Annotated in this window: 13 protein-coding genes; 6 read left to right on the plus strand and 7 right to left on the minus strand. The window is 42.5% G+C overall.

Annotated elements, in window-relative coordinates; all coding sequences use genetic code 11:
* Positions 1–57: 57 nt before the first annotated feature.
* Together M0N77_RS08950 and M0N77_RS08955 are read right to left on the minus strand one after the other, a co-directional pair.
* A complete protein-coding gene (locus tag M0N77_RS08950) occupies positions 58–663 on the minus strand; it encodes a fasciclin domain-containing protein (protein ID WP_353104852.1) in 606 nt (201 codons plus the stop codon).
* A 491-nt stretch (positions 664–1,154) separates the two neighbouring features.
* A complete protein-coding gene (locus tag M0N77_RS08955) occupies positions 1,155–1,709 on the minus strand; it encodes a fasciclin domain-containing protein (RefSeq protein WP_353104853.1) in 555 nt (184 codons plus the stop codon).
* A gap of 428 nt (positions 1,710–2,137) precedes the next feature.
* Here M0N77_RS08955 and metH point away from each other — a divergent pair, with 428 nt between their 5' ends.
* From metH to M0N77_RS08970, 3 genes are all read left to right on the plus strand, one after another.
* Entirely contained in the window at positions 2,138–5,932 is a 3,795-nt protein-coding gene (gene metH / locus M0N77_RS08960; protein ID WP_353104854.1) for a methionine synthase, read from the plus strand.
* Between the two features lie 308 nt (positions 5,933–6,240).
* Positions 6,241–6,477 (plus strand): hypothetical protein, encoded by a 237-nt coding sequence (locus tag M0N77_RS08965; RefSeq protein ID WP_353104855.1) that lies wholly within the window; start codon positions 6,241–6,243, stop codon positions 6,475–6,477.
* Positions 6,474–6,869 carry a type II toxin-antitoxin system VapC family toxin gene (locus M0N77_RS08970; RefSeq protein WP_353104856.1) on the plus strand — a complete coding sequence of 132 codons (396 nt, stop codon included), beginning with the start codon at positions 6,474–6,476 and terminating at the stop codon, positions 6,867–6,869. Before M0N77_RS08965 ends, M0N77_RS08970 begins: the two co-directional genes overlap by 4 nt.
* Before the next feature lie 251 nt (positions 6,870–7,120).
* Here the strand turns inward: M0N77_RS08970 and M0N77_RS08975 are convergent, their stop codons facing one another.
* Positions 7,121–7,465 carry a hypothetical protein gene (locus tag M0N77_RS08975; RefSeq protein ID WP_353104857.1) on the minus strand — a complete coding sequence of 115 codons (345 nt, stop codon included), beginning with the start codon at positions 7,463–7,465 and terminating at the stop codon, positions 7,121–7,123.
* Between the two features lie 351 nt (positions 7,466–7,816).
* On the opposite strand from M0N77_RS08975, the gene M0N77_RS08980 reads away from it, so the two are divergent.
* Positions 7,817–9,307, plus strand: coding sequence for a hypothetical protein (locus tag M0N77_RS08980; protein WP_353104858.1), 1,491 nt, complete (start codon positions 7,817–7,819; stop codon positions 9,305–9,307).
* A gap of 67 nt (positions 9,308–9,374) precedes the next feature.
* Here the strand turns inward: M0N77_RS08980 and M0N77_RS08985 are convergent, their stop codons facing one another.
* From M0N77_RS08985 to M0N77_RS08995, 3 genes are all read right to left on the minus strand, one after another.
* Positions 9,375–9,524 (minus strand): DUF2256 domain-containing protein, encoded by a 150-nt coding sequence (locus tag M0N77_RS08985; protein WP_353104859.1) that lies wholly within the window; start codon positions 9,522–9,524, stop codon positions 9,375–9,377.
* A gap of 23 nt (positions 9,525–9,547) precedes the next feature.
* The gene (locus tag M0N77_RS08990) at positions 9,548–10,540 is read right to left on the minus strand and encodes a Xaa-Pro aminopeptidase (RefSeq protein WP_353104860.1); all 993 of its coding nucleotides are present in this window, start codon (positions 10,538–10,540) and stop codon (positions 9,548–9,550) included.
* 161 nt (positions 10,541–10,701) lie between these two features.
* Positions 10,702–11,187, minus strand: a complete 486-nt coding sequence (locus M0N77_RS08995; RefSeq protein ID WP_353104861.1) for an META domain-containing protein — start codon at positions 11,185–11,187, stop codon at positions 10,702–10,704.
* Positions 11,188–11,684: 497 nt separating this feature from the next.
* Between M0N77_RS08995 and map the strand changes: the two genes are divergently transcribed.
* Positions 11,685–12,476 carry a type I methionyl aminopeptidase gene (gene map / locus M0N77_RS09000; protein WP_353104862.1) on the plus strand — a complete coding sequence of 264 codons (792 nt, stop codon included), beginning with the start codon at positions 11,685–11,687 and terminating at the stop codon, positions 12,474–12,476.
* Positions 12,477–12,660: 184 nt separating this feature from the next.
* A complete protein-coding gene (gene glnD, locus M0N77_RS09005) occupies positions 12,661–15,411 on the plus strand; it encodes a [protein-PII] uridylyltransferase (RefSeq protein WP_353104863.1) in 2,751 nt (916 codons plus the stop codon).
* Between the two features lie 3 nt (positions 15,412–15,414).
* On the opposite strand, the gene M0N77_RS09010 is transcribed toward glnD, so the two are convergent.
* On the minus strand, positions 15,415–16,101 hold the full coding sequence (locus M0N77_RS09010) for a hypothetical protein (RefSeq protein ID WP_353104864.1): 687 nt from the start codon (positions 16,099–16,101) through the stop codon (positions 15,415–15,417).
* Between the last annotated feature and the right edge of the window lie 171 nt (positions 16,102–16,272).

The raw sequence follows: 16,272 nt of genomic DNA on the forward strand, positions 1-16,272 counted from the left end.
ATTAACAGCTAGGCTTTTGGAGAAGTTAAATAACTATAATAAGTTCATACGCTGAACTTACTCAGGCATTAATACTGCATCGATAGTATGCACTACCCCATTGGTAGCCATGATATCTGTACCCGTAATATTAGCAGTACCACCGATAGCATCTGTAATGACGTTAGCATCACTGATAGAAATAGTAGCACCATTGACCGTTTCGATATCAGTACCGTAAGGAATATCAGCTGCTTTTACAACCATAGGTACGACATGATAAGGAAGTACTTTTTTGAGCAAATCTGTATTTGCTAGTAGCTCTTCTTTTGTCACGCCTAGTTTTTCTAGGACTGGAGCAAAAGCATCATCAGTTGGTGCAAATACAGTATAAGTTCCTGCATCCATCATCATAGTATCTAATCCAGCGGCTTGTAACGCTGCTGTCAAGATAGTTAGATTCTCATTACCTGCTGCTATCTCAGCAATAGACTGAGTGGCCATAGTCTCTGCCATTGGGTCCACTTCCACTGCTGGATCAACGACAACTTCAGGCTCAACGACTTCTTCAGTAGTGGTTACTTCTGGCTCTACAGGATCAGCAACGGTTTCTGTATCGTTACAGGCAGCTAGTGATAGAGCAGTAGTAGCAATCGCTAGAGATAATAAAGTCTTTTTTAACATAGAGATATCCTTTCCAATTAATATTAAGTAAAAAACGTTTTTTACAAACTTATAGTCACTAAATATTTGTAAATGCAGTAACTATAACTATCGTTAGCAATTATCTGTAATTGCTAGACTATAACAGTGAATTAAATACGGGAACTACTAATATTAAACGATAAAATACAACATTAGTAATCTATCTGCTAGCTTAACACAAAACACGACTCATGCTATGTATAGGTATTGATATGAGTATTACTTTTGGTAAAGCTAAGACTAGCTTTAGGGTAGTAGATAGATTTAATAAAAAGTAGACTTTGTAATCTGCTGGGTGGTTTTGATAAGCGGTTGATAATAGTGTCAATATTATCAATATTAAAAGTACCGCTATCAAAGCACCAATTATCAAAGCGCCAATATCGAAATTCTCCAATATTGGCACTTTTTATTATTACTATCGCTGATACTTATAGTGGGGCTAAGGTTTTATTAGCGCTTAAGTAGGTTTATTTAGGTAATAACACTTTGTCGATAACGTGTACTACGCCGTTAGTAGCCATAATGTCGGTTTTTAGAATGTTGGCTGTACGACCGTTCTCATCCATCAATGTCCCTTGTGGCGTAATCATCAACGTATCATTACTAAGCATAGTGACATTGCCAGGCATAACATCTTTTTTGTAGACAGGCGCACTACCGTTGATGACATGATAAGATAAAATCTTGGTCAATAGCGGCTTATTAGCAAAAAGCTGGGCTTTGGTCATACCAGTTTCTGCCAAGGCTTGCGCAAAGGCGGCATTAGTGGGCGCTAATATCGTAAAATTAGTGTCAGGGTTAGACAATGCACCAGCCAATCCTGCTGCTTGCACTGCCTCTACTAGAATTGAGAAGTCAGCATTGCTTTGTGCCACTTGTACTACATTCATATTCGCCATAGCAGGCTTTATCATCGGTGTTTTCATTGCAGCGCTCTTGGCAGGCATCATATTATTACAAGCCGAAAGGCCTGCTAATGATATTGCTAATGCTCCAATGGTCGCCAGTTTAGTCATTTTCATAGTGATATCCTTATTTATGAGAGCCATGCTACTAATTATTTTAAAGAGTAGTATTTTATCTATTAAAGTTAATTATTCTAAGATTTGCTTGTAAAAGACACCATTACAAAGAAAGCTATCAAAAAATATAAAAACTAGTAAGTAATTCTTATATAACGGTAATTCTTCTAAACTTAAATTAACATATAGCACAATAATATAATTCTACTATTACGCTACTTTTTGTAATGAGAATGTAAGTTTTGACTGTTTTTTAGACAGCTATGCAACCTTGATTAAATAAAGGGTATAAGGATAATCACTCTAGCGCTAAGTGGGCCCTGACTGCCTAGGTTTTCATGCTAAAATAGCTCTCATTTGACTCTATACTTTATATATAATTAGCTGATTCACTCCTCTATATAACTGACGATATAAGCTGTATTCCTATGATTGAAACCATCTCTGCAAATACTCAAGCTCCTGATACTAGTACCGCCTCTGCTGACGATTTTATCTTAACGCCTCCGAGTATCTTTCCTTATAAAGAGCAACAACTCACCGCACGCGCACGTATTGAAGCACAAATGGCCAAGCGTATTTTGATGCTCGATGGCGCTATGGGTACGCAAATTCAGACCTATAAGCTTGAAGAGGCCGACTATCGCGGTGAGCGTTTTGCCGATATTAAGCAAGATGTACGTGGTAACAATGATCTACTCGTGCTGACCCAGCCGCAAATGATCAAAGATATCCATAATGATCATCTAGCCGCTGGCGCTGATATTATTGAAACCAATAGCTTCAACGGTACGCGCTTATCCATGGCGGATTACGATATGGAATATCTAGTCCCTGAGCTTAATATTACCGCAGCGAAAATAGCACGCGAGGCGGCTGATGAGTTTACTGCAAAAAACCCTGATAAGCCGCGTTTTGTCGCTGGTGTCATCGGCCCGACTTCTCGCACCTGTTCGCTATCGCCTGATGTCAATGATCCTGCCTATCGCAATATTACCTTTGATCAGTTAGCAGACAACTATCGCGAGGCGACGCTGGCGCTAATAGAAGGCGGCGTCGATATTATCTTGATTGAAACGGTATTTGATACCTTAAATGCCAAAGCGGCTATTTTCGCCATTACCGGCGTCTTCGATGATATCGGCTTTGAGCTACCGATTATGATATCGGGTACTATTACTGATGCCTCAGGACGTACTCTATCAGGGCAAACGGCTGAGGCTTTTTATAATTCGGTGCGCCATGCCAAGCCTTTATCAGTAGGCTTTAACTGCGCCTTAGGCGCTGATGCGCTACGACCACACATTCAGACGCTCTCAAACATCGCTGATGTCTACGTCTCAGCGCATCCTAATGCCGGCTTGCCCAATGAATTTGGCGAGTATGATGAGACTCCTGAAGAGACCACGGCTTTACTAGAAGGCTTCGCTAAAGCGGGTATCTTAAATATCGTTGGTGGCTGCTGTGGTACCACACCTGAGCACATCCGCTTAATCGCTAACATGGTCGCCAACTACGCACCGCGCGTGATTCCTGAGATTGCTCCTGCCTGCCGCTTATCAGGGCTCGAGCCGTTCAATATCACTAAAGACAGCCTGTTCGTCAACGTCGGTGAGCGTACTAACGTTACTGGCTCCAAAAAGTTTCTGCGCCTAATCAAGACCGAAGCTTATACCGAGGCGCTCGATGTCGCTCGCGATCAAGTCGAAGGCGGCGCGCAAATCGTCGATATCAATATGGATGAGGGCATGCTTGACTCTAAGCAAGCGATGATTCATTTCGTCAATTTAGTCTCCGGTGAGCCAGATATCAGCCGAGTACCCTTGATGCTCGATTCGTCCAAATGGGACATCATTGAAGAAGGTCTAAAACGCGTACAAGGTAAGTCAGTCGTCAACTCCATCTCCTTAAAAGAAGGCTACGACGAATTTGTCGAGCGTGCCAAGCTGTGTATGCGTTATGGCGCAGCCGTCATCGTCATGGCCTTTGATGAAGACGGTCAGGCGGACACCTTTGAGCGCAAAATTGAGATCTGTAAGCGTAGCTATGATGTACTCGTTGATGAAGTGGGCTTCCCGTCTGAGGATATCATCTTTGATCCCAATATCTTCGCAGTCGCCACCGGCATCACTGAGCACAATAACTATGGGGCCGACTTTATCAATGCTACTAAATGGATCATTGAAAACTTACCTAATGCCATGGTATCAGGCGGCGTCTCTAACGTCTCCTTTAGCTTCCGTGGTAACCCCATTCGTGAAGCGATCAACTCGGTATTCTTATATCACGCCATCAAAAACGGCTTGACGATGGGTATCGTCAATCCTGCTATGTTAGAGATTTATGACGATATTCCTATCGAGGCTCGCGATGCTATCGAAGATGTGATGCTAAACCGTAATCAAGGTGAGAGCGGTCAAGACGCCACTGAAAGACTAATGACGGTAGCAGAGAACTTCCAAAACGATGGGAAGAAAAAAGACAGCACCGTCGATATGAGCTGGCGCGAAGGCACAGTAGAAGAGCGTATCGCCCATGCCCTGGTCAAAGGTATCACTACCTTTATTGAAGAAGATACCAAAGAGGCATGGGAGAAATATCCCAAACCACTAGAAGTCATCGAAGGGCCATTGATGGATGGCATGAATATCGTCGGTGATCTGTTTGGCGCAGGCAAAATGTTCTTGCCGCAAGTGGTCAAATCAGCGCGTGTGATGAAACAATCAGTGGCTTGGCTAAACCCGTACATCGAAGCGGAAAAAGTTGAAGGGGAAGTCAAAGGTAAAATCTTGATGGCGACGGTGAAAGGCGACGTTCACGATATTGGCAAAAACATCGTCGGCGTAGTGCTCGGCTGTAATGGTTACGATATTGTTGATCTTGGCGTGATGGTACCGTGCGAAACGATTCTTGATACCGCCATCAAAGAGAAAGTCGATATCATCGGACTGTCTGGTCTAATTACCCCAAGTCTCGATGAAATGGTCTATGTTGCTAAGCAAATGCAAGAGCGCGGTATGACTCTGCCCTTGATGATCGGCGGCGCGACTACTTCTAAAGCGCATACCGCAGTCAAGGTCGAACCGCAATATCAAAACGATGGTGTCATCTATGTCACTGATGCTTCGCGCTCAGTTGGAGTAGTGACCAAACTACTCTCAAAGGAGCATCGCCAACAGCTAATCGATGAGACCCGTAGCGAGTACATCAAAGTGCGCGAGCGTCTAGCAAAACGCCAACCCAAAGCGGCTAAGCTATCTTATGTAGAATCAATCGAAGGCGGCTTCCAGTACGATTGGGACAATTACACGCCGCCTGTACCAAACACTCTAGGTCAAGTGATACTGGACGACTACCCTATCGATAATATAGTGCCTTATATCGACTGGACGCCGTTCTTTATCTCCTGGGGTCTGGCTGGCAAATATCCCAAAATCTTGCAAGATGAAGTCGTTGGTGAAGCGGCGCGCGATTTGTTTGATAATGCCAAAGAGCTACTGAAAAACATGATCGATAAAAAGCTTATCGTCGCTAAAGGCGTGTTTAAGATTATGCCTGCGCGTCGTACCAGCGCTGATACCATCACAGTCTATGATAATGATCCTACTCAAGGCGGCAAACCGACCTATACCTTTGAGCATTTGCGTCAACAGTCTGATAAAGCGAGCGGCAAGCCTAATTTTAGCTTGGCTGACTTTATCTCGCCATCAGATAAGCACACTGATCATATCGGCGGCTTTACCGTATCTATCGTTGGCACAGAAGAGTTGGCTGAGCAGTATAAAGAAGCAGGCGATGACTATAACGCTATCATGGTACAAGCGCTGTCTGATCGTCTCGCCGAAGCCTTTGCTGAGCATCTGCATGAGCTGATTCGTAAAGACTACTGGGGCTATCAGGCTGATGAGAACTTAACCAATGATGAGATGATTAAAGAAAAATACGTCGGTATCCGTCCGGCTCCGGGCTATCCGGCTTGTCCTGAGCACACCGAAAAAGGCAAACTGTTTGATTGGCTTGGTACCGTTGAGGCGATTGGCACCACGCTCACCGAAAGCTTTGCGATGTGGCCTGCGTCCTCAGTCAGCGGCTTTTATTACTCGCATCCAGATAGCGAATACTTTAATGTCGGTAAAATCAGCCGAGATCAGTTAGAAGATTATGCCAAACGTAAAGAGTGGGATATCAAAACGGCTGAGAAATGGTTAAATCCGAATTTGTAGGAGCGGTTTTAAGGTTTGCTAGAGAAATTTTTTGTTGTGGGATTAGTTTTTACAGCTGATCCTGCTTTTGCTTTTATCTGCCAGTCTAGCCGAGGCGGTGGCTAAGTTTTGAGCTGTTCCTGTTGCCTCGATACCGTCTCAAAACGATCTACCGCAACTCGCCTAGCCCGTCAGGATATCCGCGACAATCGGGGCTAAAAAGCTTTGCTATGGCAGAGTTGTTCTATATATCTGAATCAAAGATGATGGAGTTTATCTATATAACCCTATATAGTTTATAACTATAGGTAGATAGAAGGAGAACTAATATGAGCCAAATTACTTTAACGCTAGACGAAGAGGTTGAAGCTATCATTTATCAAATGGCGGATGCTGAAAACATAGCGCCTGCTCTTTGGTTAAGTCAGTTTATCAAGCAACAAGTCAAACAGCATAAAGGCTGGTCGCCAGAGGTTAAAGCACTGGCTGGTAGTTGGGCTGATTTTCCGAGTTTGGATGAAATTAGAAGCGCTCAAGGTGATGATGCCGAGCGTGAATCATTATGAGCTACGTCTTAGATACGAATACGCTCATTTACTTTTTTAAAGGTGTGGGACAAGTTGCTTCACACCTTTATTCTTGCGACCCAAATGAAATTATCATTCCTACTATTGTACTTTATGAGCTAAATGTAGGTATCCAAAAATCTACTAGCCCTGATAAACGTTTGAGTCAACTATCTACTCTTTTGAAACAAGTTCAAGTAATGCCGTTTGGTCGCAAAGAGGCGGAGGTTTCAGCGCAGATTCGAGCAAAGCTTGAACGTCAAGGCAAAACTATTGGACCTTACGACATTCAGATTGCAGGTTGTGCGCTTGCCAATAACGCCACCTTGGTGACGCATAATATTAAAGAGTTTGAACGTGTGGAGGGTTTGCAAATTGTTGATTGGTTTTAAATCGTAATTATAAAAGATGATAACCCCTAAAAATTTATAAATTATTTCGTAAAATTAAGATTATTCGTTTTATATAAAATCATTTGTTTATATCCATTAAATCAATTGAGATATTAATCTTACACCTGACAATAGTGATTTTAAACTTATATATTAGCAACTTTAGTCTAATACAATCACTGACTCAAAAAAGGCACTGCTCAAGGGAGTAGCGCCCTTTTAGGTAGTAAAACAAGTAACGAATTTAGCTCTTACAAACTATAAATAATACCCCTACTTCTCAGGATCGGTGAATAGCCTGAGTGAATGCTTTGTTCAACATGGTTGGTCAGACTCACTATGTCGTCTCTTATCTCATCACCGTTACCAATAGCGTCAGCGACAAGAGCTCTATTCAGCGGTGTTAAAAAATGTGCGGGAGGAAATTTAAATTTAGTGCCTTGCCAACCAACATACACTCCAATGACGTTCATATTAGGATTTTGGAAGTGGCGACGAGCAAGGAGATAGGGAAAAGCAGCGGTATCAAAATTCTGTTTATCCTCTTTGTCTTTATCATCTGCATTATTATTCCAGCCATGGACATAAACAACCAAATAAACAGGCTTATCAGACCTATCTATAGCACGTTTGATAGCGTCGAGTTGTCTACTGCCCTAAAAGATCTTGCTAGATATAAGATTTTGATAAATTATTGTAAGTTGCAGACTCTGATTTAATAATGAATAAAAGTTACTATTTTAATTAGCTTATCATAAATATTTTTGCTATATTCAAAATTATGAATATTAAAGTCTCTTTAGTGAATCTAATAAATAGCCATAAATGAAGAGTAAATCTACATTGCTACAAGGAGGTAAAAATAAATGATGTGGTAGCGATATTCAATTATTTAATCAAGGAGAGATGAAATAAAACCATTTAAAATAGCTTTATTAGCGGTCTCAATGGCCTTATTACTACCAGGATGTAATGACGATAACGATTCCAATGTATTGTACGTACCTCCCTCTAATCAGACAGATCTCAATACTAAAATCGTTGGAATGTGGAGTAGCGATAATGCGGGTAACGACTTATCAGTGATTGTTTTTACCGATGACGGTAAATATATACAAACTCAAGTCAATGCCAGTCGTTCAACAACTGATCCTGAAAATGGTATGGAGTCAGGAACTTATAGCATTAATAATCAGACAGGTGCACTCACCGCTACACCTACTTTTGATAAAAATGGTGACGCTGGATTATCAGATGCTCCTAACCCTTTTGTTAAAGTCGTTAATGGCAAGCTTATTCTCGAAGTCGATGAAAATGAAGATGGCGTTATTACTAGCAATGAGCAATACGTGTTCTCAAAGGTTAAACCCAAAGGTATCTTAGGACCTTGGAGTTTGGATGATGCTGATGATGATGAGCTGGTTGGGTTGGCTTTCTTAGAAAATAACACTTACCTCTATGTACAAGTCGATAAAGATGGTTTGATCAGTAATCCTGAAAATGGCATGGAATGGGGCTCTTACACCATTAATGCTGCGACTGAAGAATTAACAACTTCTCAATTTTATGATGATAATGGTGAAGTTGGCTTATCAGAACCACGCACCCGTTACGCGCGTGTGACTGGTGACACTGCTCTTACCATTGAAGTCGATAACAATCAAAATGGTACGATAGAGACTGATGAGATGTTCAACTTCTCAAGAGATGGCTTGGGCTCAGAGACTGATAATACAGTTGACCCTGAGAGACTATCTGGGCTTTGGCAGATGGCTCAAGGTAATGAAGAGCTAGTGACTTTAGCCTTTTTAGATGATGGCACTTATGTACAAACCCAAGTGACTGGCCCTACCTCATTAAGAGATAGCAATAGCGGCATTGAATGGGGTAAATACTCTCTCAAAGCTAATAATGAGCTAAAAGTTGATGAAGTAGTTTATGATAACAATGGCAACGCGGGTTTATCAGATGATTTGCTAAGAACCGTACAAATCTCCGGCAATACATTAACGCTAGGTGTGGATGAAAACAACAATAAAGTCATAGAGAACAATGAGCTTTATACGTTCTCAAAAGCCAAGTCCGAAAACGAGCTAGGTATTTGGAAGGCGCAAGCGGGTCAACTTAATGATGAGTTGGTGTTGTTTGGCTTTTTAGACAACCAGACCTTTTTCCATATAGAAGTTGACCAAGAGCTCCCTTATGAATATGGTACTGTGCCCCTCTCTGGTATGGACTGGAATCTCTATACCCTAAACAATAGTGGTCTATTCACCCTGGGTCAGTCACTGTATAGCAGTACTGGTAATGATGATTTGTCATTTTTCTATAAGATGACTATCAATGTCGTAGGTGATACATTGACATTTACTGGCTACGAAGATCAAACTGAAGTACAAAATAATGATGGCGAAACCATTATCTTTGATCGTCAATAATCATTAAAAAGAACACTACAATATAAAATTCAGCTTATTTATTATAGGCTGAATTTTTATTTTAATTTTAGTCAGCGCTCTTACCCTTTGTCCGCCGACAACGCTCAGAACAATAAATCACCTGCTCCCAATCCTTTGCCCACTTCTTGCGCCACGTAAAAGGTCGCTGGCAGACGGGGCATATTTTTTGGGGTAGATTTTCTTTTTTATGTGCCATAATTCCCCTCCTGTTTTATAAAATCAATGATAATTAAGAAGCGACTTTCCCCACACTGGTGAACGCACTACTCCGCCTGTTTTACTGCCTATGGCGTAACTATCGCCGCCCGTCAAAGAGCGAATAACCAAACTGCCGCCCTGCTGTCCGCTTATTTGCGACTGCCTTGTCGGATAAACCGCGTATTGACCAGAGGGAGATAGTCTTGCCGGCTCATCAAGTCCAGTGTCAGCTAGATTGACAACTTGTCCGGTGGCTAACGTCATTATCGCAGCTTGGCTACCACTGAGATAGCTCATGCGCGTACCATCTAAGCTCAACTGCGGGCTGGCAGCATAGCCATCAGTTGGTATAAGCGTGGCTTTAGCGCTAGCAAAATCATAGCGATACAACCGGGGACGACCGGCGCGAACTTTATCACTGACATAAACAAAGCTTTGACCGTCAGCGGCGTAACTAGGTTGCACTTCGGTACTTGGCAAAGTCGTTAGCTGTTTGCTCCTACCATCAGCGAGGTTTAGCTCATAAATATCAGCATTGCCGCCGACCGTGGAGCTATAAAGCAGTTTTTGATTATCGGGAGAAAATACCGCAGATAGATTGCTACCATTATTATGGACAACGAGGTTATGGGTTTGATTACTGTGATCGTAGATATAAATCTTGGGGCTTTGGCGCGGTAATTGTTTGCTATAAGCCAGCAATTGGCCATCAGCGGACCAAGCTGGCGAATAGAGATAGCCATTGAGCTGCGTTATCATCTGCCTATCGCTACCATCAGGACGAATACTATATAAAGTAGAGACTTTGGTAACTCCTATGCCTTGCTCTTCGATATAAGCGATACGTCCTGCGCGGTCTATAGTAGGCATGTTAGCGGTCAAAGGATGGGCTCTATCGATAGCTGCTGTATAGTGGCTTGGTAGAGTTTGGCAGGCGGTAAGAAGCGTTACGGCAAAGATAGCCATAAAAGTATTTTGGCTCATAGCAAAAGGACTAAGGATGACTTTGGGCATGCTTTAACTCTCATAAAAAGAATATAAGCATAAGTTTACCCTAAACCTTAGTTAATTTTACTCAAAAAAATACCCCACTTAGTAGTGAGGCATTTTTGCTATTTTAATGAGCTTTAAAACTTTAATAGTTGTTAGCTACACTGATTGATAAATAATTAAAATTACTTAGCAACCGCTTTAAATTGAGCAATCTGGTTATCATTACGAATAGTTAAGATAGGGACATTGTTAGCGTTTTTAGTTAGGCTATATTTGCCTTGTACAGTAGCCATCGTCGCAGTATCAAAGCTAGCTTGCGGCTCTGGGCAAGCCATCATAGTACTCAACACGTTACCTAACTGCACGTTATTGTTGACGATACTATAGTTAGCGCCCATATTATTACACGTATTCATAAAGCTAACGCGCTTATTGCCATTGTCTCTAAAGAAATTCAAAGTCAAAGGTTTATTGGGCATAGTAAATAGCTGAGTGACTTTATCACCATTTGCACGTTTGGCATCTACCAACTGCCAGTTGTAAGCTTCTAGCGCATTGACGGTTAGCGGCTGAGCTACTGGTGCGGTAACGCCTGGCGTAGTTTGACAACCTGCAAGCGTACCCACTGCTAAGGTAGCGGCTAGTGCTATTTTGGTCATATTTCTCATATTTTGCTCCTAAAAGTTAAAAAATTAATTATGATTATAAGTAAATAGTTATAAATAACTGGTTTTTATTTTGCTAGTTTGTAATGATAAATTCATTGTTTTATTCATTGAACTAAACAATGAGGCCATTATGCAGGATTAAATTGTGACTGTCATGAAGAGTTAAGTATAGGGTAACCAGCGCTTTGTTTTACTTTAGACAGATTTTGCTAACAGCACTTGTTTATTGACTTATTAGCTGCTACATAAATTCAAAACATCAATTTTGTGTTATCGAAGACTGACTTATCTAGGGTTTGTTGTTGTTATTAATAGATTGCAGCGCGCTGTAACCTGCCAAGCTTTTTCGCTCATTTTATAAAATAATATAGCAAACAAAGTATTGTGATTATCAAGCATTGTCCTAATATAACCATCACTAATGGCTCAATAGTCCTTAATAGTGCATTTATGCTATAATTAGGCCACTTCAAATCTATAAGCGTAAGTATAAGAATATGACAAAAAAATCTCTCATTCAGTCTCCTGAAGCTTTAGACAAAATGCGTATCGCTGGTAAGCTAGCTAGCGATGTATTAGTAATGCTAGATGAGCATGTCAAAGTTGGGGTCAGCACCGAAGCGCTCAATCAAATTGCTCATGACTATATTGTCAACGTACAAGATGCAATTCCTGCACCGCTCAACTATAACGGCTTCCCAAAATCGATCTGCACCTCAGTCAATCATGTGGTTTGTCACGGTATTCCTAGCGATAATAAGCTGCTCAAAGATGGCGATATTATCAATATTGATGTCACGGTCATCAAGGATGGCTACTACGGTGATACCTCAAAAATGTGGATCGTCGGTAATGGCTCTATCATGGCGCAGCGTATTTGCAAAGTGGCACAAGATGCGCTGTATGCAGGAATGAGCGTGGTCAAAAACGGTGCGCGTCTTGGTGATATAGGTGCGGCTATTCAAGAAGTGGTCGAGCCTGAGCGTTTTAGTATCGTGCGCGAGTTCTGTGGTCATGGTATCTCTAATGAGTTTCATCATGAGCCGCAAGTGATGCATTATGGTAAAAAAGGCACCGGCTTTGAGCTTAAGACAGGCATGACCTTTACCATTGAGCCGATGATTAACCAAGGCACTTGGCAGACGAAGATTTTGCCTGACGAGTGGACGGCGATTACCAAAGACCGTAAGCTCTCAGCCCAGTGGGAGCATACTATGGTCGTGACCGATAACGGTTGTGAGGTATTTACGACGCGCCCTGAAGAAGATTTAAGTTTTTTGCGCCAGTAGTTAGTTAAAGAGAAGATCGCTTACGCGGTCTTTTTTTTGCTTTTAATTTTGCTTTTGCTTTATATTATTAACTATTGTTACGGACTCGCAATTTAGCAAAAAATAAGAGCATAGCCAGGTTAGTTATAAGCGCCTAATTTTAAAGATTTTAGTTTTTAGCTGCATATTTTATGGAATAGCGATCATGTTTACTTGTGATGTTGCCTCGGTCTATATTACGCCTCTGCCGGCGTTGTCACCTCCAAATGGCACGATGGAAACCCCTTTGCTAGTTGTCAACGACCCTACTAAAAAGTCGCTGCTTGGCATTCCTGAGTGGCTCATTCAAATCAATGAAGACATCAGCCGCGCGCTAGAACGCGGGGTCAATATTCGCCAATTAGTGACAGCGCGTGCCTGTGCGATAGATGAGCTGCTTACTGCGCTGTTTTCTTGGTTTGAGCTTGATAAGACGGATCTTGCGCTGTTTGCCACTGGCGGCTACGGACGCGGCGAGTTGTCGCTGTATTCAGACGTTGATATCTTACTGCTAGCTCCCGATGAGATTGCCGCTAGTATGACGACTCAAATCAATGGCCTAGTAGCTATGCTGTGGGACATCGGTCTTGAGCCTGCCCTGTCTGTACGTAGCGTCAAAGACTGTCTAGAAGCGGCTACCGATCATACTGTCGCTAGTACCTTGCTTGAGGCTAGGCTACTAGTAGGTAATGAGGAGCTAAAAGATACCCCTACCGCGGTGGTCAACAAGCTTTGGACGCAGCGTGAGTTTTATGAGGTCAAAATAGAAGAAGCCAAAAACCGTTACCTGCAGCATAATGCTACTGAATATAATCTTGAGCCTAATATAAAAACCGCTCCTGGCGGTCTGCGTGATATTCATATCATTGGCTGGGTGACTAAGCGTTATTTTAGAGTCAGTAAGCTTTATGACTTAGTTCAGCAGAATTTTTTGACTGAAAAAGAGTTTGATGAGCTAAGCTTTGCTGAGAGCTATCTGTGGCAAATTCGTCATCATCTACATGAGTTGACCGGGCGTAATGAGAACCGCTTATTGTTCGATTATCAGCGAGATATCGCGCAGCTGATGGGTTATGAGACTCAGCCTGATGACGAGCCTAATGCTGCAGTTGAGCGTTTTATGCGCGACTATTATCGCTGCGCTATGCAAATCTCAACATTATCTGAGATGCTAACCAATCACTATTTTGAAACCATTATAGAGCCGCACCTGCCTGTCGATGAGCGCCCAAGCAAGCATCCGTTAAATGCGCGCTTCAATCAAATCGGCGATCAAATCGCTATCGCCCATCACCGCGTCTTCGCTCAGCATCCCGAAGCTATCCTAGAGATGTTTTTACTCATGGGTCAGCATGGTCTCAAAAAAGTGCGTACTCATACGCTACGGGCGCTCAAAGTCGCAGCGCGCGGCATTGATCAAAACTATCGTGATAATACCGAGCATCAAGCACTGTTTTTGGCCAATCTAAAAGAGCAGAACTATCTGTTTCATCGTCTGCGCACTATGAACCGCTACGGGGTATTAGGCAACTATATTCCTTCTTTTGCGCAAGTCACCGGTTTGATGCAATATGACTTGTTTCATCGTTATACGGTTGACGCGCACACGCTATTTCTTATTCGGATTTTGCATAGATTTACCGATGATCGTTTTCAGCAAGACTTCCCGTTAGTCAGTGCTATCTTTCAGCGTATTGAGCGCAAAGAGATCTTGGTACTAGCGGCGATGTTCCATGATATAGCCAAAGGTCGCGGCGGCAACCATAGCGAGCTGGGACAAAGCGAATCGATTGAGTTTTGTCTCAAGCACGGCATGAGTGTTGCGGATGCCAATCTAGTAGGCTGGCTGACGCGCTATCATTTACTGATGTCGATGACCGCGCAAAAAAAGGACATCTCAGATCCAGAGGTAGTAACAGTTTTTGCCGATTTAGTCAGCAACGTCACTCATCTAAATCATCTGTATGTCCTAACCGTTGCTGATATGAATGCGACCAATCCGCAGCTATGGAACAGCTGGCGCGCCAGCCTTATGAAGCAGCTGTATACGCAGACGCGGCGGATATTACGCGCTGACATCGACGCTCCTACCAATCGTCAAGATATGATTGCTGCCACCCGTAAGCAAGCGCTACAGATGCTCGATACTGTGGATAATCAGCATATGAATCGCGAGGAAGTGCTAAGGCTATGGGACGACTTAGGCGATGAGTACTTTTTAAGAGAGATTGCAGAAGATATTCTTTGGCATACCGAGGCGATTTTGGCGCATCCGCCGATGGGTCGCGCCTCAGATGCCGATAGTGCGCCGCTAGTAGTGCTGCGTGAGCATCGAGAGTTGGCACTAGATGCAGTACAAGTGTTTGTTTACACCCAAGATCAAGCGAACTTATTTGCGGTCACCATGGCTGTGTTTGATCAGATGAATTTGGATGTACTAGATGCTCGCATTATTACCGCTACTCGCGATTTTGCTTTGGACTCTTATGTGCTGCTCGATCGTAGTGGTACTTTACTGACCGAAAAAGACGAACAAGAGGAGCTGAAACGACGTTTGATTGAGGCGTTCAAAAACCCAACAGCACCTAAACTGACAAGTAAGCGCTTGCCCCGTCAATTGCTGCATTTCGATATACCAACGACTATCAGCTTTGAATTCAATGAAGCCTCTGGTCAACATATCATGAGTCTACAAACCCTTGATCAACCCGGATTGTTAGCTCGCGTCGGACAGGTATTTTTGCAGCAAGGTATCGAGGTGCACTCAGCGCGTATCACGACTTTAGGCGAGCGCGCAGAGGATATGTTTTATATTAGTGATCAAAATGACGCGCCTTTATCTGAGGCGATGCTTGAAACTCTAAAACAGGCTTTGATAGCCAGTCTTAGCGTGCGTCATGATCCAAGCTATGGTTGAGAGCTAAGCAATAGCGCTTCTATAAATCATCTCACAAGCCAGATGATTTAACTCATCCTCAGCCAGCTCTAACGGTAATAAATTAGCTTGAGTTTGATGCTGCAAGATTAGTCTTCCAGCATTAATCTCATGAGTTAATAAGGCATGCAAGCTTACCAGCCGTAGCTGGCGCTGATTGCTTTCGTAGATAGTTTGCAGCGATAACGGAGCCTGAGCATAAACCCGAGGAAAAAGACTATCGGAGGCTAATATAATCATCTCATTCAAACATTGATCACGTTGTAGCTCTGCCGTCTTAATCTTGTTTTGTAATAAATTGGCTAAATTGCCCTTAAAAATAAAAGCCACGATGAAGACTAGCGTTTGTAGCGTAAATATAAGGATGTATTGTTTTAAAGAAAAAGATATCTCGAACATTTTGGTCGCTAGCATCAGTAATAGACCCATAACCACATAGCTGACCAATTGCCAAAGCAGCCACATCATGCCACTGTTATCCCCAAACCAAAACACTTGGCGCTCTTTGAGATCAATAAGACGCTGACGAGCCTGCCACCACTGCTGTTCGCGATTTTTTAGTTGTTCACATACCTTGTGCTCATGATTTTGGTCACGCTCAAAGTTTGAGGGGTTAGTAAGCTCCAAATTGCTTAGATTGTCAGACTTGGAAGTCTTGTAACTTTGGGTCATTTTATAACACTCCTCAAAAGTGAGTAACTAGGGTGACCCCAACTATTAGGTCACACTAAGCAGTTATCATAGAGCCAAAGCTGGTCTTGGCTTGATAGCTACTATAAGAAAAGGACAAAAAATCAGAGAGGTGCTACACTGCCCTATTGTAATTTTTCTTTATAACTTTAT

This window comes from Psychrobacter sp. AH5 (assembly GCF_040371085.1).
Classification (GTDB): domain Bacteria; phylum Pseudomonadota; class Gammaproteobacteria; order Pseudomonadales; family Moraxellaceae; genus Psychrobacter.

Coding starts and splice junctions, on each gene's coding strand:
- M0N77_RS09010 (WP_353104864.1), bottom strand. CDS start 16,101: ATGACCCAAAGTTACAAGACTTCCAAGTCTGACAATCTAAGCAATTTG.
- map (WP_353104862.1), top strand. CDS start 11,685: ATGACAAAAAAATCTCTCATTCAGTCTCCTGAAGCTTTAGACAAAATG.
- metH (WP_353104854.1), top strand. CDS start 2,138: ATGATTGAAACCATCTCTGCAAATACTCAAGCTCCTGATACTAGTACC.
- M0N77_RS08970 (WP_353104856.1), top strand. CDS start 6,474: ATGAGCTACGTCTTAGATACGAATACGCTCATTTACTTTTTTAAAGGT.
- M0N77_RS08980 (WP_353104858.1), top strand. CDS start 7,817: ATGGCCTTATTACTACCAGGATGTAATGACGATAACGATTCCAATGTA.
- glnD (WP_353104863.1), top strand. CDS start 12,661: ATGTTTACTTGTGATGTTGCCTCGGTCTATATTACGCCTCTGCCGGCG.
- M0N77_RS08955 (WP_353104853.1), bottom strand. CDS start 1,709: ATGAAAATGACTAAACTGGCGACCATTGGAGCATTAGCAATATCATTA.
- M0N77_RS08965 (WP_353104855.1), top strand. CDS start 6,241: ATGAGCCAAATTACTTTAACGCTAGACGAAGAGGTTGAAGCTATCATT.
- M0N77_RS08950 (WP_353104852.1), bottom strand. CDS start 663: ATGTTAAAAAAGACTTTATTATCTCTAGCGATTGCTACTACTGCTCTA.
- M0N77_RS08990 (WP_353104860.1), bottom strand. CDS start 10,540: ATGCCCAAAGTCATCCTTAGTCCTTTTGCTATGAGCCAAAATACTTTT.
- M0N77_RS08985 (WP_353104859.1), bottom strand. CDS start 9,524: ATGGCACATAAAAAAGAAAATCTACCCCAAAAAATATGCCCCGTCTGC.
- M0N77_RS08995 (WP_353104861.1), bottom strand. CDS start 11,187: ATGAGAAATATGACCAAAATAGCACTAGCCGCTACCTTAGCAGTGGGT.